Consider the following 25334-nt stretch of genomic DNA (forward strand, 5'->3'; position numbering starts at 1 on the left):
GGTCGTATGGACGCAGTGGACCGAAAAATCCTGGACGTCCTGCAGCAGGACGCGACGCTGCCGGTCGCCGAGTTGGCCGAGCGAGTCGGCGTCAGCGCCGCGCCGTGCTGGCGCCGGGTCAAGAAGCTGGAGGCCTCCGGCGTCATCCGGGGCCGGGTCGCCCTGGTGGACCGCCGCAAGGTCAACGTCCCGACCACGGTGTTCGTCGCCGTGAAGGCACCGCGCCACGCCGCAGACTGGTCCGACGCGTTCCGCCGGGTGGTGGCAGGCTTCCCGGAAATCGTCGAGGCCTGGCGCCTGACCGGCGAGATCGACTACCTGCTGCGCATCGTCGTGCCCGACATCGAGACCTACGACGCGGTCTACCAGCGGCTCATCGCGAAGCTCGAATTCTCGAACCTGTCCTCCTCCATCGCCATGGAGGAGATGAAGTACACGACCGCGGTGCCGACGATCTACATGACGTGAGGCCGTCTTTCAGCAGGAGGCAGGGCGTGGCCTCCGGCGCCATCGCGGGACCGGCGGGGCAACCCGGGGCGATGCGCGATCCCGGACCGCGGCGGATCCGGCGCAATGAAGCACTGCCGACCGCCTCAAGCCGACGACGCGCACGCGTGCAAGCCTCACGGCCAGACAGGTGCGCCGTCGAGCCCTGCGGTTTCCGGCAGGCCGCAGATCAGGTTCGCATTCTGAACCGCCTGACCGGCCGCCCCCTTGCCGAGATTGTCGACCACGCCCATCGCGATCACGAGGTTGCGCTCGGGATCTGCCGCATAACTGACGAACGCGAGGTTCGAGCCGGTCGCCCATTTGGTCTGCGGCGGCTTGTCGGTGACGCGGACGAAGGCACGTCCGGCGTAGAAGCGCCGCGCCGCCTCCAGGCATTGATCCGTCGTGGCGCGGCCACGGCAGTAGATCGTCACGAGGACGCCGCGGGTCATCGGAACCAAGTGCGGCGTGAACACCAGCCCGGCCGCGCTGCCACCGCTCAGCCGCTCGATCGTCTCGGCGATTTCGGGCATGTGGACATGATTGAGCAGGCCATAGGGCACCAGGTTCTCGTTGCTCTCGGCGTAGCCGAACCGGCTGTCCGCACCGCCCCGACCGGCACCGGAAATGCCGGTCTTGGCGTCGATCACGATGTTGCCGGGCTCGATCAGCTTATCGGCCAGCAACGGCGCCAGCGCCGTCAGCGTCGCTGCCGGAAAACAGCCGGGGTTGGCGACGCGCGCTTGATCCACGATCCGGGCCGGCCAGATGTCGGCCAGGCCGTATGCCCACCCCGCGACGTAGCGGTGGTCACCACCGATATCGACGATCTTGACGTCCCCGGGGACGCGCGCCAGCGCCTCGGCCGAGGCGCCCGTGGGTAGCGACGCGAACAGCACGTCGAGCTTCGGCAGGGCCCCGGGGTCCCACTTCTCGATCACCAGCTCAGCCAGCTTAGCCGGCACACCGGGATAGCGATCCGCCAAACGGCTACCGGCGCTCCCCTCGCCCGCGGCGTAGACGAGCTCGAAGGACGGGTGGCCCGCGATCAGGCGCAACGCCTCGCCGCCGCCAAAACCACTGATCCCGACGATGCCGACGCGAAGGCTCATGTTGGCGTCCTGCTGCGAGAGTGAACGAACCGTCGAGCCGAATTACGACTCGGGCCGGGGGGCCTTTCGTTCCTGTAGCGGACGTCTGCCCTGCGCCGGAAGTCTCCGCCTCGAGGCGGTACCACGCGTGAGACGCGGGTTGACCGGGTTGCTCGGCGCGATGCCGATCAGCGAGATCCGAAAGCCTCAGCCGGGCACCGTGTAGGCGCCCGCCGTCACCCCGCCGCGACCTCGTAGGTGCGGTGCACCGAGGAGGCCCGCTCCCGGTGATCGTAGCCGTAGACGTGGATCGAGATCGCCGTCGCTGGTCCGTCGTTGGCGATCCGGTGCAGGTTCGGCCCCGAGGGCATCATGCAGGCCACGTAGCCTGGCTCCCGGACCGCATCGCGGGTCGCGACCGCGTGGGTGTCGCTGATCGGGCGATACCAGGTCTCCCGCAGGCTGCCACTGAGCAGGCCGAAGCAGCAGGAGCAATGGTGGTCGTGCACCGGCGTGATGGCGCCGGGGCTCCAGACCATGGCCCAGACGCTGATCGCCCGCGTCCCGAACAGCAGGTTGCGGCCCAGACCCTCCGGCGGTGCGGCCAGCCGCGTCCGGTCCACGACCCCCGGGCGCGCCAGGATCTGCGTCAGGGTCGTCCGAGCCGCGGCCAGGTAGGCGTCAGGAGAGCGAGCGGCCGAGAGCGCCAGATCCGCCATCATCGCCTCAATGTCGGCCGGATGGCTTAGCGGGGTCATGGCGATCTCCTTCGAAGCCCTCCGTCGGGCTCGGCGAATCCTACCGCCAGGGTGCGGGAGACAGGTTGCCAAGTTCGGTCTCGTGCTGCTCCCTCGCGCAATGAGATTGCGCGGAGCGACGGATTGCGAGGGTTTTATTTCTTAGTTGACCAATCGCGTCAGACCGTCCCACGCGTCTGGCTGTTCAGACGCAATGCAGGAGGTGTGTGGGCGGCGGTTTCCGCATACTTCGTCTGCAGGCTCGACCGTCATCGCGAGCGGAGCGAAACGACCCAGCGCAGCGCGTTGTCCGGACATCGGCGTCTCCCCGGATCGCTTCGCTGCGTTCGTAAGGGCGACGTGACGCGAGAGGCCGCGTCGATCGGACCGTTCAGGGAGATCGATCGTTCGCGGACGCCAGCGCCCATCAGGACCCGGCGACGGAGCGCTCGAAAGCGCGCACCAGCGCCCGGTCGAGCTTGCCATCCATGCCGTGCAGGATCGCCATGGCCGCCGCGGCCGACATCGGGGCCCGGTAGGGGCGGCGCTCGACCAGCGCGGCGTAGACGTCGCAGACAGTGATCAGCCGGACGATGTCGTCGATGGCGTCACCCACGAGCCCGTCCGGATAGCCCGAGCCGTCGAGGAGTTCGTGGTGGTGTCGCACCACCTTCAGCACCGCGTCGTCGAAGCCGCCGGCCTGGACCAGTATCCGGTGCCCCAACGCCGGGTGCTCGCGCATCACGGCCCGCTCCGCCACGTCGAGGGGACCGGCCTTATTCAGGATCTCCAGGGGAATCTTGGCCTTGCCGACATCGTGCACGAGGGCGGCGCGCACGAGTTGATGGCGGTCGGCGTCGGAGAAGCCGAGGTCGATCGCGAAGGTCGCGGCGAGGCCGGCTACCAGAAGGCAATGCTGATAGGTCGCGTCGTCGTAGGCGCGGACCGTGTCGAGCCAGGCGTTGAGGCCGCCCTGGCCGATCGCCCCGAGGATCGGCTCAAGGCCGTCGTCGACCAGGGCGGCATCGACCGATCCGGAGGCTCGCGCGGCGTCGAGCAGGTCGGCGATGACGGCGCCGGCCTTGTCGGCGGCCTGGACGACGAGGGGCGTCCCGACGCGCCCGCCCGGCTTCGGCACCTCCCCGGGCACGGGCGGCAGCTGCGCCAGCAGGGCCTCGGCCACTGTCTCGGCCGGCGTATCCACGGGGAGGCAGAGGCCCGCCCCGAGCCCGCGCGCCGCCGACAGGCTGCGTGCGCCCATGCTGCGCATCAGGAACACCCGCGGGAGGGCCGGGGCGGCGGCGATCAGGGTCCGAAGGCCGATGAGCGGGGAGGGCTGCAGCAGGTCGACATCCGCCACCAGGGCGAGGCAGGGGCCGGGGGGCGGCATCGCGGCCGCGTTCAGCACCGTGCAGGGGGCAATGTCTCCGAGCACGCGCAGGAGTTCGCCGCGGCGGCCGGGCTGGTCGGTGTAAAGGACGACGATGCCCGCGCGCATCTGGCTCTTCGTGGCATGCCCCCGACCCGAGAGGCAGCGGGATCCGCGTCGCGTCGCAGGCAGGCCGTCCTAGCGCATCGGCCTTGCCAGACCGTAACGCCGGATCACCGCCTACGGCGCCGCCGCGGCGTCGAGCAGCCAGGCCACGTCGCCCACGCTGGTGACCCGGCCTGCCGGCAGGTCCTCCCCGTCGGCGATCCGAGCCAGGGCCTCGCGCTTGCCGGCGCCCGTGACCAGGAACAGGACGTGCCGTGAGGAGGCCAGGGCCGGCAGGGTCAGGCTGATCCGCGGCACGAAGGGCGCCAGCCCGGCTTCGGGCACGGGGGCGACCAGGCAGTCGGTCTCGGCGACGGCCGGCTTGCCCGGGAACAGGGAAGCCGTGTGCCCGTCCTCGCCAAGGCCGAGCAGCACCAGGTCGAACAGCGGCCGGGCGGGATCGAGGCTGTCGGCCCCGTAGAAGTCCAGCAGGGTCCGCTCGTAGGCCCGGGCTCCGGCCTCCACGCCCGCGTCGGACGGGATGAAGTGCAGGTGGGTCGAGGGGATCCGGGAGCCGTGCCCGAACGCCTCGCGGACCATCCGGACATTGCTGCGCTCATCGTCCCAGGGGACCACGCGGTCGTCGCCGAAGAACCAGTGGATCCTCTCCCACGGCACCCGGGCGGCGTAGTTCGGGCCGGCGAGCAGGCCGTAGAGCACCTTCGGGGTCGAGCCTCCGGCCAGGCAGAGCGCGATCCGCTCGGCGTCGGTCTCGCCGCAGGCCACGATCAGCCGCTCGGCCGCCTCGCGGGCGACCGCCTGCGGATCGGGCAGGACATGGGTTCCGGTGGGAAGGCTCATCGGCGCCTCGGGATTCTTTGGGATCAGGAGTTCTTGGCTTCAGGACTTCTTGGGCTCCTGGTGGCCGCCGAACCCCTTGCGCATGGCCGAGAGCAGCTTGTCGGCGTAGCTCTCCTGCTCGCGCGAGCGGAAGCGGCGGTACAGGGCGGCGGACAGCACGGTTGCCGGGACGCTCTCCTCGATGGCAGCGTTGATCGTCCAACGGCCCTCGCCGGAATCCTCGACGTAGCCGGAGAAGTCGTGGAGGCTCTCGTCGCCGGCCAGCGCCTGGGCGGTCAGGTCGAGCAGCCAGGACGAGACGACGCTGCCGCGTCGCCAGACCTCGGCGATGTCGCCCATGTTCAGGTCGAAGCGCCGCTCAGGCGGAAGCGCGTCCGCATTGGCGTGTTTCAGGATGTCGAAGCCCTCGGCATAGGCCTGCATCAGGCCGTACTCGATGCCGTTATGGACCATCTTGACGAAATGGCCGGCGCCGGTGGGCCCGGCATGGATGTAGCCCTGCTCGGCGCGCGGGTCGCGGCCGTCGCGGTTGGGGGTCTTCGGGATGTCGCCGATGCCCGGCGCCAGGGTCTTGAAGATCGGGTCGAGGCGGTCGACGGTCTCGGTATCGCCGCCGATCATCATGCAGTAGCCGCGCTCCAGGCCCCAGACGCCGCCCGATGTGCCGACATCGACGTAGTGCAGGCCCTTCTCCTTCAATTCCAGCCCCCGGCGCACGTCGTCGCCGTAGAAGGAATTGCCACCGTCGATGATGCAGTCGCCGGACTGCATCAGGCCGCCCAGCGTCTTGACCGCCTCCTCGGTGATCGCGCCGGCCGGCAGCATCACCCAGGCGGTGCGCGGCACTTCCAGCTTGGAGACCAGATCCTCCAGGCTCGACGCGCCGACCGCGCCGGCCTCGACCAGCGCGGCCAAAGCCGCCGGGTTCTGATCGAAGACCACGGCCGTGTGCCCGTCGCGCAGGAGGCGCCGGACGATGTTGCCGCCCATCCGGCCGAGGCCGATCATGCCGAGTTGCATTGTCGTCATCTCCTCGGGGTTTCCCCTCCCCCTTGCGGAGAGGGGTCAGGGGTGGGGGCAGTTCAGACGGGACCGCTGAGCCTCATCCGGAATCACCTCCACCTCCGGTTCCTCCCCGCAAGGGGAAGGAGAGAACCGGCGCCTAATCCACTGCCGCCGTGAGCGCCGCCGCCACGCGCTTCAGCCCGGCGTCGAGATCGCCCTTGATGTGGACCCGGAGGGCACGGCGGCCGCGTTCGGCCAGCACCGCGAAGTCGCCCCGCGCCTGGGCGGCCACCACGGTGCTGAAGCCCAGCGCCCGGCCGGGAATCGGCAGGTCCTCTGAGGGGGCCGAGGTAATCTGCAGGAACACGCCGGTATCCGGGCCGCCCTTGTAGGCCTGCCCGGTCGAGTGCAGGAACCGCGGCCCGAATTCCAGGCAGGTCGCGACCTTCCGGGCGTCGCGCACGGCGAGCCGGGCTTCCTGCAGAATGCCGGCGGCCTTCGGGTTGCGCGGGACGTAGGCCAGGAGCCCGAGATAGTCACCGTCCTTCAGGCGGGCGATCTGCGCCTTAAGCGCCGCCTCCAGGCCCTCGGTGGCCTGCGGCAAGGCCGCAGCATTCTTCGGGTCGGCGTAGAGGGCGATCGCGTCGTCCTCGAACAGCGGCGTCTCGTCGGGGAGGGCGCCGCTCGCTTCCGCTTCCGAGAACAGCTTCTTCGTCTCGATCTTGCTGGCCTCGACATCGGGCTGGTCGAACGGGTTGATGCCGAGCACCGCGCCGGCGACGGCGGTCGCCATCTCCAACCGGTAGAATTCCTGCGGTAGCTGCTCGATCGAATCGAGGGTGATCCGGGCGATCGGGTGTCCATCGCGCTCCAGGGCGCGCAGGGCCTCGTCCTGTGCCTCCTGAGCCTGACCGTCGAGGCGCAGGTAGATGAAGAACCGGTCGCGGCCGTAGACCGCTGGGACGCTCGCCGGCTCGCCGTCCACCGGCACGAGGCCCTTGCCTTGCTTGCCGGTCGATTCGGCGATGAGCTGCTCGGCCCAGGCGCCGAAGCTGTCGATCCCCGGCGAGGCGATGATCGTGACTTTGTCGCGTCCGGCGAGACCCGCCGCGCCCATCGCGGCACCGAGCAGCACGCCCGGGTTCTGCGCGGGCGGCACCACCGGTCCGCAGGAGCGAACCATGATCCGAGCCGTCTCCAAGAACGCCTTCACGTCGAGGCCCAAGGCGGCGGCCGGCACCAGCCCGAAGGCCGACAGCACCGAGTAGCGCCCGCCGATCTGCTTCACGCCGTAGAAGATTTTCTTGAACTTATCTCTTTGAGCGGCGCGCTCCATGTCCGAGCCCGGGTCGGTCACGGCGACGAAGTGATCGCCCGCCCGGTCGCCCAGAGTCTCCTTCACGCGCCCCAGGAAATAATCGCGAAAAACGTTGGGCTCCAGCGTCGAGCCGGACTTGGACGAGACGATGAACAGGGTCCGGCCGAGGTCGATGCTCGCCTCCAGGGCGCGCACCTGGTCCGGATGGGTCGAGTCGAGGACCTGGAGCTTCGGGAAGCCCTCGCGCTGTCCGTAGGTCAGGCTCAGCACCTCGGGGCCGAGGCTGGAGCCGCCCATCCCCAACACCACGGCGTCGGTGAAGCCTTCCTGCTTCACCCAGTCGGAAAAGGCGGCGTAGTCTTCGGCCTTCGCCAGCTCCTCCTCGACGATGTGCAGCCAGCCGAGCCAGCTGGCCTCGTCGTGGCCGGACCAGACCGTCGCGTCCCCGGCCCAGAGCCGGCGGATGGCGCCGCTCGCCCGCCAGGATTCGACGGTCTTCTTCGCCTCTGCGGCGAGGCTGTCGTCCATCACGAGGCTCTGGCCGTCGAGGCGCTGGCCGAGCAGCGCCGCACGCTTGCCGGCGACCGCGCCGAGCAGGTCGTCGGCGGCGTCGATGAAGAGCTGCACGCCCTCCTTCACCAGCTGCTCGGCGACCTTTTCGATGTCGATGCCGGCCCGGGCGAGGCGGGTCATGACCGCCTCGGCGCCCGGCACGTCCTCCTCGATCGTCGCCCGCACGGTGCCGTGGTCGCGGAACGCGTCCATGGTGGCAGGCGGCATGGTGTTGACGGTGTTAGGCCCGATCAGCTCCTCGACGTAGAGCACGTCGGGATAGGCCTTGTTCTTCACGCCCGTCGAGGCCCAAAGCAGCCGCTGCGCCTTGGCGCCCTTCTCCGACAGCGACGTCCAGGTCGCCTCGGAAAAAATCGTCCGGTAGCGCTGGTAGGCCAGCTTGGCGTTGGCGATCGCGACCTTGCCCTTGAGCTGGCCGAGTGCCGCCTTCTCGTCGGGGTCGTTGGCCTGGGCGATCTTCTCGTCGAGCAGCTTGTCCACCAGCACGTCGATCCGGCTGATGAAGAAGCTCGCCACGCTGGCGATTTTCGAGACGTCGTGGCCGGCCTTCGCCCGCGCGTCGAGCCCGTCGACGAAGGCGCGGGCCACCGCCTCGTAGGCCTCCTGCGAGAACAGGAGCGTCACGTTGATCGAAATGCCCTCGGCCGTGAGCTGCCGGATCGCCGGGATGCCCTCCGGGGTGGCGGGCACCTTCACCATCAGGTTGTCGCGGGCGACCGCCTTGTGCAGGCGCCGCGCCTCGGTCAGCGTCGCCTCGGTGTCGAGCGCCAGGTAGGGCGAGACTTCGAGGCTGACGTAGCCGTCCGCCCCGTCGCTTGACTCGTAGACCGGGCGGAGCACGTCGGCGGCAGCCTGAATGTCGGCGATGGCCAGGCCCTCGTAGAGGTCGATGACGCGGCTGTCGCCGGTCTCCTGCACGGCCTTCAGACTGGCATCGTACTCGTCCGAGTGGCCGATCGCCTTCTCGAAGATCGACGGGTTGGACGTCACCCCGCGCAGGCCGTCCTCCTCGACGAGGCGCTTCAGCTCACCCTTCTGGACGAAGCCGCGGGCCACGAAGTCCAGCCAAACCGCCTGATCCTGTTCGTCGTGCAGGGCCTTGAGCGCGTTCATGTCGGTTCCTCGTCCTTCCCTACTCACGCCCTGCTCGCCTCCCCCTCGTGGGGACGCGTTGGAGGTGGGGGTGGTGCCGGATGAGGCTCGGCGGTTCCGTATGAACCACCACCACCCCTGATCCCTCCCCGCAGAGGGGAGGGGTCACGCGTTATCGCTTGTGCTTGGCGAGCTGCGCCCGAGCTGCTTCCAGCACCTTCTCGGGGGTAAAGCCGAACTTGGTCTGGAGATCCTTGATCGGGGCCGAGGCGCCGAACGTATCCATGCCGATGACCGTGCCCTCGGTTCCGGCGTAGCGGTCCCAGCCGATGATGCTGCCCTGCTCCACGGTCACCCGCGCCTTGACGGCGGGGGGCAGCACGGAATCCCGGTAGGCTTGGTCCTGGCGCTCGAACAGGTCCCAGGACGGCATCGAGACCACCCGGGCCTTCACGCCCTCGGCCTTCAGCGTCTCGTAGGCGCCGACGCAGAGCTGCACCTCGGACCCGGTGCCGATCAGGATCACGTCGGGCGTCCCGTCGCTGTCGGCCAGCACGTAGGCACCCTTGGCGGTGCCGGAGGCCGCGCCGAACTTGGTCCGGTCCATCGTCGGCAGCGGCTGGCGCGAGAGCGCCAGCACGGCCGGCTGGTCTTTGAGCGAGAAGATGACCCGGTAGGCCTCGGCGACCTCGTTCGCGTCGGCCGGGCGCAGGGTGACGAGACCCGGGATGCAACGCAGCGACAGCAGCTGCTCGACCGGCTGGTGGGTCGGTCCATCCTCACCCACGCCGATCGAATCGTGCGTGAAAATGTGGAAGATCGGCAGCTCCATCAGGGAGGCGAGCCGGACCGGCGGCCGCATGTAGTCGGCAAACACCAGGAAGGTCGCGCCATAGGCCCGCAGGCCGGAGAGCCCGAGCCCGTTCACGATCGAGCCCATGGCGTGCTCGCGCACCCCGAAATGCAGGTTGCGCCCGCCGGGCGAGAACGGCCCGAACGAGCCGGCGCCCTCGAAAGTCAGGTTCGACTTGTTGGACGGGGCCAGGTCGGCCGAGCCGCCGAGCAGGAACGGCACGTGCTGCGCGATGGCGTTGAGCACCTTGCCGGACGATTCGCGGGTGGCGAGGCCTTTCGCGTCGGGCTCGAACACCGGGATGTCCTTGTCCCAGCCGTCGGGCAGGCGGCCTTCCAGCAGGGCGTCGAGATCCTCGGCGTGGTCGGCATCGGCCTCCCGGGCCTTGGACAGCAAATCCTGCCAGGCATCGTAGAGCGCGGCGCCGCGCTTGCCGATGCCGTCGCGGAAGTTCTCGTGCACGCCGTCCGGCACCAGGAACTGCGCGTCTTCAGGCCAGCCGTAGGCCCGCTTGGCACCCTTGACCTCCTCCTCGCCCAGCGCGTCCGAGTGCGCCTTCGACGTGCCCTGCTTCTTCGGGGCGCCGTAGCCGATCACCGACTTGACGACGATCAGGGTCGGCCGGTCGTTGGTGGCCAGGAACGTCTCGACGGAGCCGGCGATCGCGTGCACGTCGTTGGCGTCGGCGACCCGCAGCACCTGCCAGCCATAGGCCAGGAACCGGGTGGCGACCTCTTCACCGAAGGCGAGTTCGGTGTGGCCCTCGATGGTGACGGTGTTGTCGTCGTAGATCCAGCAGAGGTTGGCCAGCCGCAGGTGGCCGGCGAGCGAGGCGGCCTCCGAGGCGACGCCCTCCATCAGGTCGCCGTCCGAGCAGATCGCGTAGACGTTGTAGTCGAACAGCGGCAGATTGGGCCGGTTGAGGTGCTGGCCGAGGAAGCGGCCGCCGATCGCCATGCCGACCGAGTTGGCCACGCCCTGGCCCAGCGGCCCGGTGGTCGTCTCGACGCCGGTGGTGAAATGGTACTCGGGATGCCCCGGGGTGCGGCTGTCGAGCTGCCGGAATTTCTTGATCTCGTCCAGCGTCACGGCCGCCGCGTTGCCGCCGTCGCTCTCCGCGACGTTGGCCAGGTGCAGCAGGGCGTAGAGCAGCATCGACGCGTGACCGCAGGACAGCACGAAGCGGTCGCGGTTCGGCCAGTGCGGATGGGCCGGGTCGTAGCGGAGGTAGCGGTTCCACAGCGTGTAGGCGACCGGGGCGAGGCCCATAGGCGCGCCCGCATGGCCGGAATTCGCCTTCTGCACCGCATCGATGGCGAGCGTTCGGATGGTGTTGATGCTGAGCGTATCGATCTCAGCGAGGGCCGCCTTGGCGGGAGTATCAGCGCCGCTCATGATGTCGCGTCTTCCAGTTCGCCTCTTGCGTGCCGCTTGTCGGCTTCACGCTGCCGCAGGACGGCGGGAGGGGCTCCGTTGGCCTTACCACCCTGCCGATCCGCCGGCCCTTCGCCGCGCGTATAGCTGAGCAGCGTGTTGACGAGCGCCACATGGGTGAATGCCTGGGGGAAGTTACCCACAAGGCGCTTGGCATGCACGTCGTATTCCTCGCTGACGAGGCCGAGATCGGTGCAGATCCCGATCAGGCGCTCGATGATCGCCCGCGCCTCGTCCCGCCGGCCGAGGCCGATCAGGTTGTCGGCATACCAGAACGTGCAGGGCAGGAACGCCCCCTCGTTGCCGGACAGGCCGTCGGTGGTCTGCCCCTGCGTCTCGTAGCGGAGGATGAAGCCGTCCCGCATCAGTCCCTTGCCGATCGCCGCGACGGTGCCGACCACCCGGGGATCGTCCTGCGGCAGGAAGCCGGTATGGGCGATGAGCAGCAGGCTCGCATCCAGCGCCTTCGATCCGTACGACTGCACGAAACTGTTGAGTTCGGCGTCGAAGCCCTTCGCGCAGACCTCTGCGTGGATCTCGTCGCGGAGCGCGCGCCAGCGCACGGCTTGCCCCTCGGTGGCGCCGGATTCGTGCATCTCGTGCATGCGCAGGGCCCGGTCGAAGGCGACCCAGGCCATCACCTTCGAGTGGGTGAAGTGGCGCGAGCCGCCGCGCACCTCCCAGATGCCCTCGTCGGGCAAGCGCCAGGCCTTCTCGAGGTGGCCCAGGATCGCCAGCCCGACCCGGAGGCCATCCTTGCTGATCGGCAGGCCGCGGGCATGGGCCTGGTAGAGCGCGTCGAACAATTCGCCGTAGACGTCGATCTGGAACTGCGAGGCCGCGGCGTTGCCGATCCGCACGGGCTTGGAGTTCTCGTAGCCGGGCAGCCAGTCGAGCTCGATCTCCGGCAGCAGCCGCTCGCCGCCGATGCCGTACAGGATATGCGCCTGCTCCGGGTTGCCGGCCACCGCCCGCAGCAGCCAGGCGAGCCAATCGCGCGCCTCGTCGATGTAGCCGGCATCCATCAACGCGATCAGCGTCAGCGTCGAGTCGCGCAGCCAGCAGAATCGGTAATCCCAGTTGCGCTCGCCGCCGAGGCCCTCGGGCAGGGACGCGGTCGGCGCGGCGACGATGCCGCCGGTGGGCTCGTAGATCAGCGCCTTCAGGGTCAGAAGCGAGCGTTGCAGCATCCGGTCCCAGGCGGTGCCGCCGGCGCAGCGGCTCGACCAGTCGCGCCAGACCTGATCGGTGGCTTCGAGGGTCTTGAGCGGCTCGATCGGATGCGGGTCGTCCTCGTGCGAGGCGCCGTAGCTCAGGACGAAGCGGCAGCGTTCGCCGGCATGGACGGTGAACTCGGATAGCGTCGTCTGCGCGTCCGAGCCCTTCAAGTGGACATCGGTGCGCAGCACGACCTTGTGGGGGCCGGACACTGCGCGCAGGTCGCCCAGTTCCGAGCGCGAGACCCACGGCACCGCGGAGCCGTAGTCGAATCGCACCGCCATCTCCATGCGCATGGCGACGCGCCCATGAACCCCCTCGATTAGGCGCACCAAGTGAGCGCCGTCGCCAACCGGCATGAAATCGGTGACCAGGACCTCGCCCTGCCGCGTCGTGTGCCGGGTCTCCAGCACCAGGCTTCCCGGACGGTAGGCCCAGCTGGTCTCGACATGCTCGGCCTCGGGATAGATCTTCCAGAATCCGTGAGCCTCGGTCCCGAGCAGGCTGGTGAACAGGGCGGCGGCGTCGAAGCGCGGCCAGCACAGCCAGTCGACACTGCCCTGCCGGCTGATCAGCGCGGCGCTGCGGCAATCCCCGACGAGCGCATAATCCTCGATGCGTGCAGCCATACGGCCCCGGCTCCCGCGTGGCCGGAATCCCCCGGCCATCCGCTGCAACGCACCTAGGACGCCCGGTTGCGAGGTCCAGAGCCGGAGGCGCGGCGAGTAGAGTGGAATGCCGTGTCGTACGGACGGAGTTGCGAGCGCGTCAGCGCAGGCAGTCGGCCACCACCAGGGCGACAGATCCCTGCACGGCGGCCGCCCCGTCGCGCATCAGGTTGGCCGCATCGCCGACGACGCGGGCGGCGGGCGTCAGCCGTTCGACCACGGAGGCCGCGAAGGGCAGGGCGGCGGGGGGCAGCAGCCCGGCCTCATCCGAATCGATGGTCTCCGCACGGGCGGCGGCCAGCGGATCGGTCATGCGCTGGGGCATCTCCGGGCAGCGGCGCCCGGGGCAGGCATGGCGGCCTGCGATCGCGATATGCGACGTCGCCCGGGCCGCGAACGCCGGCCGGGCCGGCTGCGTCGGGACCAGGGGATAGACTTCGGCGAAGGCCACGGTGGCCGGGCGGCGGACCGGCACGGACACCGGCGCGGCTTTGACGAACGCGGTGGGCGACGGAGCCTCGGGCGCGACGAGCTCGGCGCGGGCCTCCGGCGGCGGCGTCAGCTGCGACGACGGGCAGTAGAGGGACGCGACGCCCAGGATCCCCACAACGACCAACGTCGGCAGGAACGGCATCGACACGCGGCCGGTGGCGGCGTCCGTGAGGGCAAGCGGGTCTGGCCTGCGCATCCGTTTCACCACCCCCGCGCTAGTTCCGACGACGCAAGAATGCCCCCAGCATTGCGGCGGAAGCTGGACCGTTTCTTTGCGCGGCGGTAACCCTGGCGACAGCTGCGGGGCATATGCCTTGCTTGGCCGGAGCGCCCGAACCGGGTCGCCCTCTCGAGAAGTCCCGCCCGACCGGGCCCCGATGACCGAATCCAACCTCACCGTCGCCGTGATCGACCCGAGCCGCGCCCGCGCGGCGATCCTGGAGGAGGGCTTGCGCGCGGCCGGCATCGGTCGAATCGTGGTGATTCCCGATACCGTCGACCTTCTGGAGCGGGTGACCGCCCTCAAGCCCGACGTGGTGGTGATCCACCTAGAGAGCCCCAGCCGGGACATCCTGGAGCAGATGTCCGGGGTCTCTCGGCAAGTCGAGCGGCCGGTGGCGATGTTCGTCGACCGCTCGGACACCACCATGATGCAAGCGGCGGTCGACGCCGGCATCTCGGCCTACGTGGTCGACGGGCTGCGGGCGGAGCGGATCAAGTCGATCCTCGATATCGCGATCCTGCGCTTCAACGCCTTCGCGCGGCTCCAGCGCGAATTGTCGGAGGCCCGCGGCGAACTGGCCGACCGCAAGTTGATCGAGCGCGCCAAGGGCATCCTGATGAACTTGAAGGGGCTGACCGAGGACGAGGCCTACAAGCAGCTGCGACGCAAGGCCATGAACGAGAAGCGCAAGATCGCCGACATCGCCCGGGCCATCGTCACCACGGCGGACCTGCTCGGATGAGGCTTCAGCTCGGCTACGTCCCGCTCTGCGATGCCGCGCCGCTGATCGTGGCGCACGCGTTCGGCTTCGCCCGGGCCGAGGGACTGGAACTCGACCTTTCGGCCGAGCCGTCCTGGGCGACCCTGCGCGACCGCCTCGCGCTGGGCCATCTCGACGGCGCCCACATGCTGGCGCCGCTGGCGCTGGCGAGCCGGCTCGCCCTGTCGGGACCGCCCTCCGACCTCGTCGTCCCGCTGCAGCTCAGCGCCAACGGCAACGCCATCACGGTGTCGCGCGGGCTCTGGGCCGCGATGGGCCCGGCGAGCGAGGCCCTGACGGATGTGGCCCGGGCCTTCGCCCGGGTGGCGGTCGAGCGCCGGAACGCGGGCCAGCCGCTGACGCTCGGGACCGTGCATCCGTTCTCCTGCCACAGCTATCAGCTGCGGCTGTTCGCCGAGGCCAGCGGCCTCGACCCGTCGGCCTTCCGCACGGTCGTGGTCCCACCCCAGCACAGCGTCGAGGCCCTGGCCCGCGGCCTGGTCGACGGCTACTGCGCGGGCGCGCCCTGGAACGATGTCGCGGTGGCGGCCGGCCACGGGCGGATTGCGGCGCTCGGTTGCGACCTCGCACCGGACGCCCCCGAGAAGGTCCTGGCCGTGTCGGGCCGGCTCGACGACGCGCTACTGCCCCTCGTCCGGGCGGTGGCGCGGGCCGGCCAATGGTGCGCGGACCCGGCCAACCGCACCGACCTGATCCATTGCCTGGCGCACCGGACCTATCTCGACCTCGACGTCGACCTCGTGGCCCGGGGCTTCACGGGCGATGCGATCCTGGACGCGGCCGGCGCGACGCGGCCGATGCCGGGCCGTCTCGACCTCGGCGCCGACGTGCAGGAGCCGCGGCCCGAGGCCGCGCGGTGGCTCGTGACGCAGATGGCCGCCTCGCAGCAATTACCGCCGGGGAGACACCCGGATGCCGAAGCGGCGGCCATCTACAGGCCCGACCTCTACCGGGCCGCGACAGCGCTCTGAGTGGCAGCAGACATCACGCGGATTTCGTCATTCGCCCATTGCCGGGATGCGGCAGATCGCGGAACGTTGCCGGGTCTCGGCCGTTGTGACTACGCCATGCCCGGATGCCGTAAACTCGATACCGAATCGTCGACATCGCATCCGCGCAGCCGGATCGAGCTTCGACGCTATGTTCGCCGCGGCGCCAAGGCTCCGCGCGCGAGCAACGACAACCGCCGTCCCGGCGGTGTTCCGTCCTGGTATTGGGTGCTCGTGGCCGGCGCCATGCCGACGCTGGGCCTGCTGGCGATGCTCTCGACACTGATCTGAGATCCGAGTCGAACACGGCATGTAATCCGATCCGATCGGCGTGTTCCTGTTTCTCCGTCTCACCGAGTAGAGGGAAGCAATCCGAGTTCGCTCCCGCTACGAGCGTATAGGGTTCCTCGATTGCTTCGCCGTGCTCGCAATGAGCGTGCAGTGCGATCCTGCTGCCGTCTGCGCTCGTGTTTGAAGGCAGCTCGGACGCCAGTTCCACTGCCACAGCGCTGATCGTTTAAGCGACCACCAGCCCACTTTTTGTGCAGTGCGATGCGATGCGCTCCGGCGTACTAGGCCCCATGGGCCGCCGCGATTTCAAGCGTCATGACAACACCTTACCGATTCGGATCCTGATTGGCATGAGATCTGCTTGATAGCTCGCGTCCGTCAATGGCGACGGGCAGCGCCGTCAGCGAGGCCGCTGATCCGGTTCTCCTGCGGGTTCAAGCCTGCCCTGGGGGATAACCGGCAGCGGCTTTTTCGTGGGCGGTCCGCCGACGATCCTGCAATCGAGGTCCCCGACGCGATCGAGAGATGGCGACATCCCCAATGGATACCAGCGCACACGATACTCGCGCCGAGACCGGTCTCCCACGCGAGCGGCTCGTCGTCGTCGGCAACGGCATGGCCTCGCTCCGCTTCCTCGAGCGCCTGACCGAAGGATCGCCTGGCCGGTTCGACGTGACCTGCGTCGGCGCCGAGCCGAAGGCCGCCTATAACCGGGTCCTGCTCTCCTCGCTGCTGGGCGGCGAAGTCGAAGAGGCGGCCTGCGACTTCCGCGGCCTGGACTGGTACGCGGCCCACGGAATTCGCCTGATCACCGGAGCCCCGGTCACCCAGATCGATCGCGAGAACGGGCTGGCGATCGTGGGAGAGACCCACGTCCTGCCCTTCGACAAGCTCGTGCTGGCGGTGGGATCGCTGCCGATCCGCCTGCCCAAGCCCGGGATGGACCTTCCCGGGGTGATCACGTTCCGTGACCTCGCTGACGTGGCGGCGATCCGCAAGGCCGCCGTGCAGCACGCCCGGGCGATCGTCATCGGCGGCGGCCTGCTCGGGCTGGAAGCTGCGGTCGGCTTGGCGCGTCTGGGGGTCGACACGACCCTTCTCCACGTCATGGATCGGCTGATGGAGCGCCAGCTCGACCACCACGCAGCCGGGCTGGTGAAGCGGGCCATGGAGGCCCGCGGCGTGCGGGTGCTGCTCAAGGCCGACACCGCCCGGGTCGAGGGCGACGGCAGGGTCGAGCGCCTGATCCTGGCCGACGGGACCGTGCTCCCGGCCGACATGGTGGTGATGTCGGTGGGGGTGCGCCCCTCTGTTGCCCTGGCCCAGGGGGCGGGGCTGGAAATCGGCCGCGGCATCAAGGTCGATGACCGGATGACCACATCGGACGCCAACATCTTCGCCCTCGGGGAATGCGCCGAGCATCGCGGCCTGATCTACGGGCTGGTCGAGCCGGCCTACGAGCAGGCCGACATCCTGGCCCGGCACCTCGCCGGCGAGAGCGCCGCCTATGCCGGCACCTCGCTTGCCACCAGCCTCAAGGTCTCGGGCCTCCCGGTTTTCTCCGCCGGCCTCGTGGACACCCCCGAAGATGCCGAGGCGATCGTCCTCTCCGATCCCGGCGCCGGGCTCTACCGCAAGCTGCTGGTGCGAGAGGGCAGACTGATCGGTGCCGTGTTCGTCGGCGACATCGCCGAGCAGGGCGCCTGCAAGGGCCTGATCCGCTCCGGCGATCCGGTCGGGAACGTCGACGACCTGATGTTCGGGCGCCCGGTGCCCGAGCCGCTCGCCGCTTAGGTTCCCGGCCGATCGGCCGGGGGTACTAAGCCTTTGATTTGACACGCTCGCTTACGCCGGACCGGCGTTCACTTCGGCGGCGAGCGATCCAGGGAGGCGCAGATGGCCGAGACCACCCCACAGACCGCCCCGGACGGCTTCAATCCCGAGCAGAAGCGCTACCTCGAAGGGTTCGCCTCCGGCGTGGCCGCGGCCCGCCTCACCGGCGGCCTCGCGATCGGGCAGGGCCCGCCGGCGCCGGCCGAGCCCATCGGGCCGGACGCGATCCACCTCAAGGCGCAGGACAAGACCGTCAAGGACGGCGGCAAGCTCTGCGAGCAAGAGAAGTGGAAGCGCGCCGAGCACCCGTTCGACGGCCATAACCGGCTGATCGCGGACGCCGCCGCCGGCAAGCCGCCCAAGCCCGAGGACAATTTCCGCTGGCGCTACCACGGCCTGTTCTGGGTGGCGCCGAACCAGGTGAGCTACATGGCGCGCCTGCGGATCCCCAACGGCATCCTGCACCACTGGCAGTTCGCAGGCGTCGCCGACCTCGCCGACCGGCACGGCGGCGGCTACGTCCACGTGACGACCCGGGCCAACCTCCAGGTCCGCGAGATCGGCCCCGAACACGCCCAGCCGTTCCTCGACGGGCTGGTGGATATCGGCCTGACCGCCCGCGGCTCGGGCGCCGACAACATCCGCAACGTCACCGGCTCGTCGACCGCCGGCATCGACACCCAGGAGCTGCTGGATACGCGCCCGCTGGCGAAATCCTGGAACAACTGGATCATCAACGACCGCTCGCTCTACGGCCTGCCCCGCAAGTTCAACGTCGCCTTCGACGGCGGCGGCGTCATGCCGACCCTGGAGGAGACCAACGACATCGGCTTCCAGGCGATCGAGGTGCTGGACGGGGCCGCGGTGGCGGCGGGCGTCTACATGCGCCTCGTGCTCGGCGGCATCTCCGGCCACCGGGACCTCGCCCGCGACACCGGCATCGTGCTCAAGCCCGAAGACTGCAATGTGGTCGCGGACGCGATCATCCGGGTGTTCATCGAGAACGGCGACCGGACCAACCGCAACAAGAGCCGGATGAAGTACGTCCTCGACGCCTGGGGCTTCGACGCGTACCTCGCCGCCGTCGAGGAGAAGCTCGGCCGCAAGCTCGACCGGGTCGATCCGGCCCACGTGGCGCCGCGCCGGCCCACCGACCGGTTCGCCCATGTCGGCGTCCACGCCCAGAAGCAGCCCGGCCTCAACTGGATCGGCGTGGTCCTGCCGGTCGGCAAGATGACCAGCGACGAGGTCCGGGCGCTGGCCGAGATCGCCCGCGACTGCGGCGACGGCCAGATCCGCCTCACCGTCTGGCAGAATTTCATCTTTTCCGGGGTCCCGGACGCGCGGGTGGCGGAGGTCGAGAGCCGTATCCTCGAACTCGGCCTGACCATCAAAGCGGCCGGCATCCGCTCGGGTCTCGTCGCCTGCACCGGCGCCCGGGGCTGCAAGTTCGCCGCCTCCGACACCAAGGGTCACGCGCTGATCATCGCCGACCACGTCGAGCGCACGGTGACGGAGCTCGACGTGCCGGTGAACGTCCACCTCACCGGCTGCCATCATTCCTGCGCCCAGCACTACATCGGCGACATCGGGCTGATCGGCGCCAAGGTGGTCGTCTCGGAGGAGGGAGACACCGTCGAGGGCTACGACATCGTGGTCGGCGGCGGCTTCGCCGAGAACCCGAAGATCGGCACCGAGATCTGGAAGGCCGTGAAGGCCGAGGACGCGCCGTTCCGGGTCGAGGCGCTGCTGCGCACCTATCTGGCCCGCCGGCAGGGCCCGGACGAGAGCTTCCAATCCTTCACCGCCCGCACCGGCGCCGAAGCCCTGCGGGACGCCGCCGAGGAACAGCCCGCCCTGAAGGCCGCCGCATGACCCAGCACGTCTCGCCCCCCCTCGTCCTGATCCCCGAGACCGCCCCGTTCGACGCCGACCAGCGCTCGTGGCTCTCCGGCTACTTCGCCGCCCTGCTCGGCCCCGCCGTGACGGGAGCCACAGCCCTCGCGCCGGGCGAGGCCCCCGCCGCCGGCCCCAAGCTGGCCGACAACGACGACGCGCCCTGGCACGACCCCTCCGTGCCGATCGGCGACCGGATGGCGATGGCCAAGGACCGGCCCGAGCCGCAGAAACTCATGGCCGCCATGGCCCAGCAGGATTGCGGCCAGTGCGGCTACAACTGCGCCGACTACGCCAACGCGATCTTCCTGAAGAACGAGGAGCGCCTGAATCTTTGCCAGCCCGGCGGCAAGGAGACCCTGCGCATGCTCAAGAAGCTGGACGAGGAATTCGGCACCGCCGGCGGCGCGCCCGTGACCCCGATGGCCAAGGGCGACACACCGAAGCAAACGGCCGATCTCGGCCCCCTGGGCTTCTGCCGCGAGAACCCGGTCGAGGCGCTGTTCCTGTCCCGCCGCCGACTCAACGAGCCGGGCGGCGAGAAGGAGACCTGGCACATCGAGATCGGCCTGGACGGCACGCCGATCACCTACGAGGCCGGCGATTCGCTCGGCCTGTTCCCGGCCAACGCCCCGGCTCTGGTGGACGCGGTGATCGCCGAACTCGGCGCCCGGCCCGAGCGGATGATCGGGACCCAGACCTTGCGCGACCACCTGCTCAAGGACTACGCGCTCGGCGCCGCGCCGGACAACCTCTACCAGCTGCTGTCGCTGCTCACCTCGGGAGCGGCGCGCAAGAAGGCGCAGGCGCTGGCCTCTGGCGAGGACCCGGACGGGGACGCCGCCTATCTCGATGTGCTCGGCGCCCTGCACAAGTTCCCCGGCGCTCGGCCCGACGCGGAGGTCTTCTTGGAAGCTTTGGACGAGCTTCAACCGAGGCTCTACTCGATCTCGTCCTCGCCCAAGATGGATGCCGGACGCGTCTCGCTGACCGTCGATGCGGTGCGCTACAACCACCGCTCCCGGCTGCGGCTCGGCGTGGCCTCGACCCATCTCGGCGAGCGCCTGCCCGAGCAGACCAAGGTGAAGATCTACCTCCAGAAGGCCCACGGCTTCGCCCTGCCGGCGGACCTGTCCAAGGACGTGATCATGTGCGGCCCCGGCACCGGCATCGCGCCGTTCCGGTCGTTCCTGCGCGAGCGCGCCGCCACGAACGCCCCCGGCCGCAACTGGCTGTTCTACGGCCACCAGCGCCAAGCCACGGACTTCTTCTACAAGGACGAGCTCAACGCGCTGAAGGACGACAAGGTGCTCAACCGCCTGTCGCTCGCCTGGTCCCGGGACGGCAGCGAGAAGACCTACGTCCAGGACCGGATGCGCGAGAACGGCGCCGACCTGTGGAAGTGGCTCGAAGGCGGCGCGCATTTCTACGTTTGCGGCGATGCCAAGCGCATGGCCAAGGACGTGGAGCGGGCGATCATCGACGTGGCGGCGCAGTTCGGGGGCAAGAGCCCCGAGGACGCGGTGGCGTATCTCGGCGCGCTCAAGAAAGCCGGCCGCTACCAGGCCGACGTGTACTGAGCCCGTGAAACCCTCCCCCCTCTGCGGGGGAGGGAATAGGCGGCCCGCCCCTTGCGGCCGCCGTCGAACACAGAAGTTTCGAGGATTCAGCCATGACCCTGTCCGTGGCAGACCCGGCGGTACGGACGACCTGCCCCTATTGCGGTGTCGGGTGCGGCGTTCTCGCGACCCCGGACGGGAACGGCGGCGCGGCGATCGCGGGCGATTCCGAGCACCCGGCCAATTTCGGCCGGCTCTGCTCGAAGGGCTCGGCGCTCGGCGAGACCCTGTCGCTGGAGAACCGCCTGCTCCACCCGCAGGTCGATGGCGTCCAGGCCTCGTGGGATGCGGCGCTGTCGACCGTGTCGGAAAAACTGCGCGCGGTGGCCGAGGCGCACGGTCCGGAATCGATCGCGTTCTACCTCTCGGGGCAGCTCCTCATCGAGGATTACTACGTCGCCAACAAGCTGGCGAAGGGCTTCATCGGCACGCCGCATGTCGACACCAATTCGCGGCTCTGCATGTCGAGCGCGGTGGCGGCCCACCGCCGCGCCTTCGGCTCGGACACCGTACCGGGCTGCTACGAGGACTTGGACGAGGCCGACCTGATCGTCATGGTCGGGTCCAACGCCGCCTGGTGCCACCCGGTGCTGTTCCGCCGCATGGCCGACGCCAAGGCCCGGCGGGGCACCAAGTTCGTGGTGATCGACCCGCGCCGGACCCAGACCGGCCAGGAGGCCGACCTGTTCCTCGGGATCCGGCCCGGCAGCGACGTGGCGCTGTTCTCGGGGCTGCTCGTGCACCTTTCGGATAACGGCTTCCGCGACCGGGCCTTCGTGGAGGCCCACACCGCCGGGCTCGATGCCGCCCTGGATCGCGCCCGCCTCATCGCGCCGGACGTGGCGACGGTCGCCGCCGCGACGGGGGTACCGCTCGCCGACATCGCCGCCTTCTACGACCTGTTCGCGGGCACCCGCCGGGTGGTCACCGCCTTCTCGCAGGGTGTGAACCAGTCGGCCCAGGGGACCGACAAGGGCAACAGCATCATCAACTGCCACCTGATCACCGGCCGCATCGGCGAGACCGGGATGGGGCCGTTCTCGCTCACCGGCCAGCCCAACGCCATGGGCGGCCGCGAGGTCGGGGGTCTGGCCAACATGCTGGCCGCCCACATGCACTTCGCCCCCGAGGAGGTGGACCGGGTTCGCCGGTTCTGGGGTGCGCCCCGGATCGTCACCGGCGAGGGCATGAAGACGGTGGCCCTGTTCGAGGCGATCTGCCGGGGCAGGATCAAGGCCCTGTGGGTGATGGGCACCAACCCGCTGGTCTCGATGCCGCGGGCCGACGTGATCCGCGACGCCCTCGACGGGCTCGACCTCTACGTCGTCTCCGAGGTGATGGCCGATTCCGACACGGTGCGGGGTCTCGGCAAGACTACGGTGCTGCTGCCCGCGCTCGCCTGGGGCGAGAAGGACGGCACGGTCACCAATTCCGAACGGCGGATCTCCCGGCAGCGCCGGTTCCTGGCGCCCCCAGGCGAGGCGCGGGCCGACTGGGCGGTGCTGTCCGACATCGGCCGCCGGCTCGGCCACGGGCGGGCCTTCGCGTTCGACTCCGCGGCGGCGGTGTTCCGCGAGCATGCCGGGCTCTCGGCCTACGAGAACAACGGCACCCGCGACTTCGATCTCGGCGCGCTCACCGACATCGGCGACGCCGCCTACGAGAGCGCCTTGCCGGTGCAATGGCCGATCCCGAAGCGCTCCGGCCCGCGGGGCGCGCCGCAGGGCAAGGCCCGGCTGTTCGGCGACGGGCGGTTCTACACCTTCGACCGGCGCGCCCGCTTCGTGGCGGTGCAGCCACCGGCCCTCGCGCAAGCGATCTCGGAGGCGTTCCCGTTCGTGCTCAACACCGGCCGGGTGCGCGACCACTGGCACACGATGACCCGCACCGGGAAAAGCCAGCGCCTCTCGGCGCACCGTGCCGTGCCGTTCGTCGAGGTGCATCCGGACGACGCGGCCGGCCTCGGCCTCACCGAGGGCGGCATCGCCCGCCTGTGGACCGAGCACGGCGAAGCCGAATTGGAGGTGATGGTCACGGACACGGTGGTACCGGGCTGCCTGTTCATGCCGATGCACTGGGGCAGCGCCCACGCGTCGAAGGCCCGGGTCGGGGCCCTGGTCCGCGGCGTGCCGGACCCGGTCTCGGGCCAGCCCGAGTTGAAGGCGACGCCTGCCGCCATCGCGCCCGTCGCCTACCGGGCTCGGGGCTTCCTGCTGTCGCGCCGTCAGGTGGCGCTGCCGGAGGGCTGGTGGTGGGCGCGGGCGGCGATCACCGGCGGATGGGGCGTACAATTCGCCACCGCGGCCAGTTCCAGCGCCGTGGCGCTGATGGTCCGCGGGCTGATCCAGAGCGAGGCGCTCGCCGGCTACGAACTCGCCGAATACGCCGACCATGCCCGCGACCGCTACCGCTGCGCCGTCTACGACGGTGCGCGGCTGGTCGCGTGCCTCGCCTATGCCCCCGCGGAGGCCCGCCCGGACTGGGAAACGGCCAAGGCCCTGTTCGCCATCGAGGCCCCCGAGGCGGCCGAGCGCCGTGCCCTGCTCTCGGGCCGTGCCGCCACCGCGCCGGCCGGCCCGGTGGTCTGCGCCTGCCATGGGGTCGGTGCCGACGTGATCGCCGCGACCATCGCGGCGGGGGCCGGATCCGTCGCGGCGGTGGGCGCGGCCTGCAAGGCGGGCACGAATTGCGGCTCCTGCATCCCCGAGATCCGCAAGATGCTCCCCGGCCAGACTGCCCGCGCCGCATGATTCTTTGATATATGCCCAATCGAGAACGGATCGGCCCGTCCCGCCAGCCCCTCTCATCCTGAGATGCGGGCGCGGAGCGGCAGCGGCGACGCGGCACCTCAGGATGAGGTTGTCGGTTGGGATGACCGGCACGATGTAGGCTCAGGATAGATTCGTGACCGACACCCCAAGCCTCCTGCGCGCGGCCCGCGCACCCCGCGAGACCCAATCCGCCGGCCTGGAGCCGCTGGCGGTGCTGCCGGTGTTCGTGCCCCTGCGTGGCAAGCGGGTGGTGCTCGCCGGATCCTCGGGCGGGGCGCCTTGGAAAGTGAAGGTCCTGGCCGCCGCAGGCGCCCATGTCGACGTCTACGCGCCGCAGCCCAGCGACGAGCTCCGTGCGGTGCCGGACGAGATCGTCGACGGCAGCGTGGCCCTTCACGAGCGCGCCTGGACACCCGACGACCTCTGGGGGGCCGCCTTCTGCATCGGCGCCATGGAGGACGAGGCCGACTGCGTCGCCTTCGTAGTCGCGGCCCGCGGCGCCGGCGCGATCGTCAACGCGGTGGACCGGCCGCACCTGTGCGACGTCAAGTTCGGCGCCATCGTCAACCGCTCGCCCCTGGTCGTCGGCATCTCCACGGAGGGCGCGGCGCCGGTCTTCGGCCAGACCGTGCGCGCCTGGATCGAGGCGATGCTGCCGCGCGGGTTCAGTCGCTGGGTCGGGGCCGCCCGCGACTGGCGGGACGGCGTCACCGCCCGGTTCCACGGGTTCAGTGAGCGACGCAGCTTTTGGGAACGCTTCACCGATCGCGCCTTCGCGGAGCCGGACCGCGCTCCGACGCAACAGGACCTCGCCGAGCTGCTGGGGGAGACTGAGGCGGCGCCGAAGGGCGGCGCGGTGAGCCTCGTCGGCGCCGGTCCGGGCGACGCGGAGCTGCTCACGCTCAAGGCCCTGCGGGCGCTGCGCAACGCCGACGTGATCCTGTACGACGACCTCGTCGCCCCCGAGATCCTGGACTATGCCCGCCGGGAGGCGCGGACCATGCTGGTCGGCAAGACCGGTCACGGCCCGTCCTGCCGCCAGGACGACATCAACGCGCTGATGGTTCAGCTGGCCCGCACCGGCAAGCAGGTGGTGCGGCTAAAATCCGGCGATCCGCTGGTGTTCGGCCGGGCCGGCGAGGAGATTGATGCCTGCCGGGCTGCGGGCATTCCCGTCACCGTAGTGCCGGGCATCTCGGCCGCGCAGGGGGCCGCGGCCGCGCTGGGCCTGTCGCTGACCCACCGCGACGCTGCCCGCCGTCTGCAATTCGTCACCGGCCACGACCGCCGCGGCGCCCTGCCGGACGACCTGAACTGGGGTGCCCTCGCCGATCCGAGCGTCACCACGGTGGTCTACATGCCCAAGCGCACGCTCCGCGCGCTGCTGGCCCGGGCCGTGGACGAGGGGCTGGCGCCCGCGACCCCGGCGCTCCTCGTCTTCAACGTCAGCCGCCCGAACCAGGCCTCGCTGCGCGGCACCGCCGCCGACCTTGCCGACCGGGTCGAGGCTGCGGGCCTCGACGGGCCCGCGCTGCTGATGGTCGGCGAGGCCTTTTCGGAGACGCGGGCGGCGGTGGCCCCCGAGACGGTGCCGGAGCGTTTGGCGATCTGAGGCCGAGACGGATC

At 70.0% G+C, this 25334-nt stretch carries 18 protein-coding genes; 9 read left to right on the forward strand and 9 right to left on the reverse strand.

Annotated features, from left to right (window positions below):
* Positions 1-6 precede the first annotated feature (6 nt).
* Positions 7-468 carry an Lrp/AsnC family transcriptional regulator gene (locus FV242_RS06500; RefSeq protein ID WP_147908820.1) on the forward strand — a complete coding sequence of 154 codons (462 nt, stop codon included), beginning with the start codon at positions 7-9 and terminating at the stop codon, positions 466-468.
* 155 nt (positions 469-623) lie between these two features.
* Here the strand turns inward: FV242_RS06500 and argC are convergent, their stop codons facing one another.
* From argC to FV242_RS06545, 9 genes are all read right to left on the reverse strand, one after another.
* Positions 624-1601 carry an N-acetyl-gamma-glutamyl-phosphate reductase gene (argC, locus tag FV242_RS06505; protein ID WP_147938360.1) on the reverse strand — a complete coding sequence of 326 codons (978 nt, stop codon included), beginning with the start codon at positions 1599-1601 and terminating at the stop codon, positions 624-626.
* A 215-nt stretch (positions 1602-1816) separates the two neighbouring features.
* Positions 1817-2338: a cysteine dioxygenase family protein gene (locus tag FV242_RS06510; protein WP_147908822.1), complete on the reverse strand. Its 522-nt coding sequence runs from the start codon at positions 2336-2338 to the stop codon at positions 1817-1819.
* 406 nt (positions 2339-2744) lie between these two features.
* Entirely contained in the window at positions 2745-3815 is a 1071-nt protein-coding gene (locus FV242_RS06515) for an HD-GYP domain-containing protein (protein ID WP_147938361.1), read from the reverse strand.
* Positions 3816-3926: 111 nt separating this feature from the next.
* Positions 3927-4652, reverse strand: a complete 726-nt coding sequence (gene pgl / locus FV242_RS06520; RefSeq protein WP_147938362.1) for a 6-phosphogluconolactonase — start codon at positions 4650-4652, stop codon at positions 3927-3929.
* Positions 4653-4691: 39 nt separating this feature from the next.
* Positions 4692-5672: a phosphogluconate dehydrogenase (NAD(+)-dependent, decarboxylating) gene (gene gnd, locus FV242_RS06525; RefSeq protein WP_147909568.1), complete on the reverse strand. Its 981-nt coding sequence runs from the start codon at positions 5670-5672 to the stop codon at positions 4692-4694.
* Positions 5673-5814: 142 nt separating this feature from the next.
* A complete protein-coding gene (locus tag FV242_RS06530) occupies positions 5815-8661 on the reverse strand; it encodes a bifunctional transaldolase/phosoglucose isomerase (RefSeq protein WP_147938363.1) in 2847 nt (948 codons plus the stop codon).
* A 151-nt stretch (positions 8662-8812) separates the two neighbouring features.
* Complete coding sequence (gene tkt / locus FV242_RS06535) at positions 8813-10888, reverse strand: transketolase (RefSeq protein ID WP_147938364.1); 2076 nt, start codon at positions 10886-10888, stop codon at positions 8813-8815.
* The gene (locus FV242_RS06540; RefSeq protein ID WP_147938365.1) at positions 10885-12774 is read right to left on the reverse strand and encodes a glycoside hydrolase family 15 protein; all 1890 of its coding nucleotides are present in this window, start codon (positions 12772-12774) and stop codon (positions 10885-10887) included. The genes tkt and FV242_RS06540 overlap by 4 nt, the downstream gene beginning before the upstream one ends.
* Before the next feature lie 139 nt (positions 12775-12913).
* Complete coding sequence (locus FV242_RS06545; protein ID WP_187193587.1) at positions 12914-13501, reverse strand: hypothetical protein; 588 nt, start codon at positions 13499-13501, stop codon at positions 12914-12916.
* A gap of 181 nt (positions 13502-13682) precedes the next feature.
* On the opposite strand from FV242_RS06545, the gene FV242_RS06550 reads away from it, so the two are divergent.
* The 8 genes from FV242_RS06550 (at position 13683) to cysG (ending at position 25320) form a co-directional block, all read left to right on the forward strand.
* On the forward strand, positions 13683-14270 hold the full coding sequence (locus tag FV242_RS06550; RefSeq protein ID WP_147854501.1) for an ANTAR domain-containing response regulator: 588 nt from the start codon (positions 13683-13685) through the stop codon (positions 14268-14270).
* On the forward strand, positions 14267-15280 hold the full coding sequence (locus FV242_RS06555) for a CmpA/NrtA family ABC transporter substrate-binding protein (RefSeq protein ID WP_147938366.1): 1014 nt from the start codon (positions 14267-14269) through the stop codon (positions 15278-15280). The genes FV242_RS06550 and FV242_RS06555 overlap by 4 nt, the downstream gene beginning before the upstream one ends.
* The gene (locus FV242_RS06560; RefSeq protein ID WP_147938367.1) at positions 15281-15589 is read left to right on the forward strand and encodes a hypothetical protein; all 309 of its coding nucleotides are present in this window, start codon (positions 15281-15283) and stop codon (positions 15587-15589) included.
* 525 nt (positions 15590-16114) lie between these two features.
* On the forward strand, positions 16115-17383 hold the full coding sequence (locus tag FV242_RS06565; protein ID WP_147938368.1) for an NAD(P)/FAD-dependent oxidoreductase: 1269 nt from the start codon (positions 16115-16117) through the stop codon (positions 17381-17383).
* A 102-nt stretch (positions 17384-17485) separates the two neighbouring features.
* Positions 17486-19297, forward strand: coding sequence for a NirA family protein (locus FV242_RS06570; RefSeq protein WP_147938369.1), 1812 nt, complete (start codon positions 17486-17488; stop codon positions 19295-19297).
* A complete protein-coding gene (locus FV242_RS06575; RefSeq protein ID WP_147938370.1) occupies positions 19294-20898 on the forward strand; it encodes a sulfite reductase subunit alpha in 1605 nt (534 codons plus the stop codon). The genes FV242_RS06570 and FV242_RS06575 overlap by 4 nt, the downstream gene beginning before the upstream one ends.
* Before the next feature lie 92 nt (positions 20899-20990).
* On the forward strand, positions 20991-23687 hold the full coding sequence (locus FV242_RS06580) for a nitrate reductase (RefSeq protein WP_147938371.1): 2697 nt from the start codon (positions 20991-20993) through the stop codon (positions 23685-23687).
* A gap of 154 nt (positions 23688-23841) precedes the next feature.
* On the forward strand, positions 23842-25320 hold the full coding sequence (gene cysG / locus FV242_RS06585) for a siroheme synthase CysG (RefSeq protein WP_147938372.1): 1479 nt from the start codon (positions 23842-23844) through the stop codon (positions 25318-25320).
* Positions 25321-25334 lie beyond the last annotated feature (14 nt).

The sequence above is a fragment of the Methylobacterium sp. WL64 genome (assembly GCF_008039945.1).
GTDB lineage: Bacteria > Pseudomonadota > Alphaproteobacteria > Rhizobiales > Beijerinckiaceae > Methylobacterium.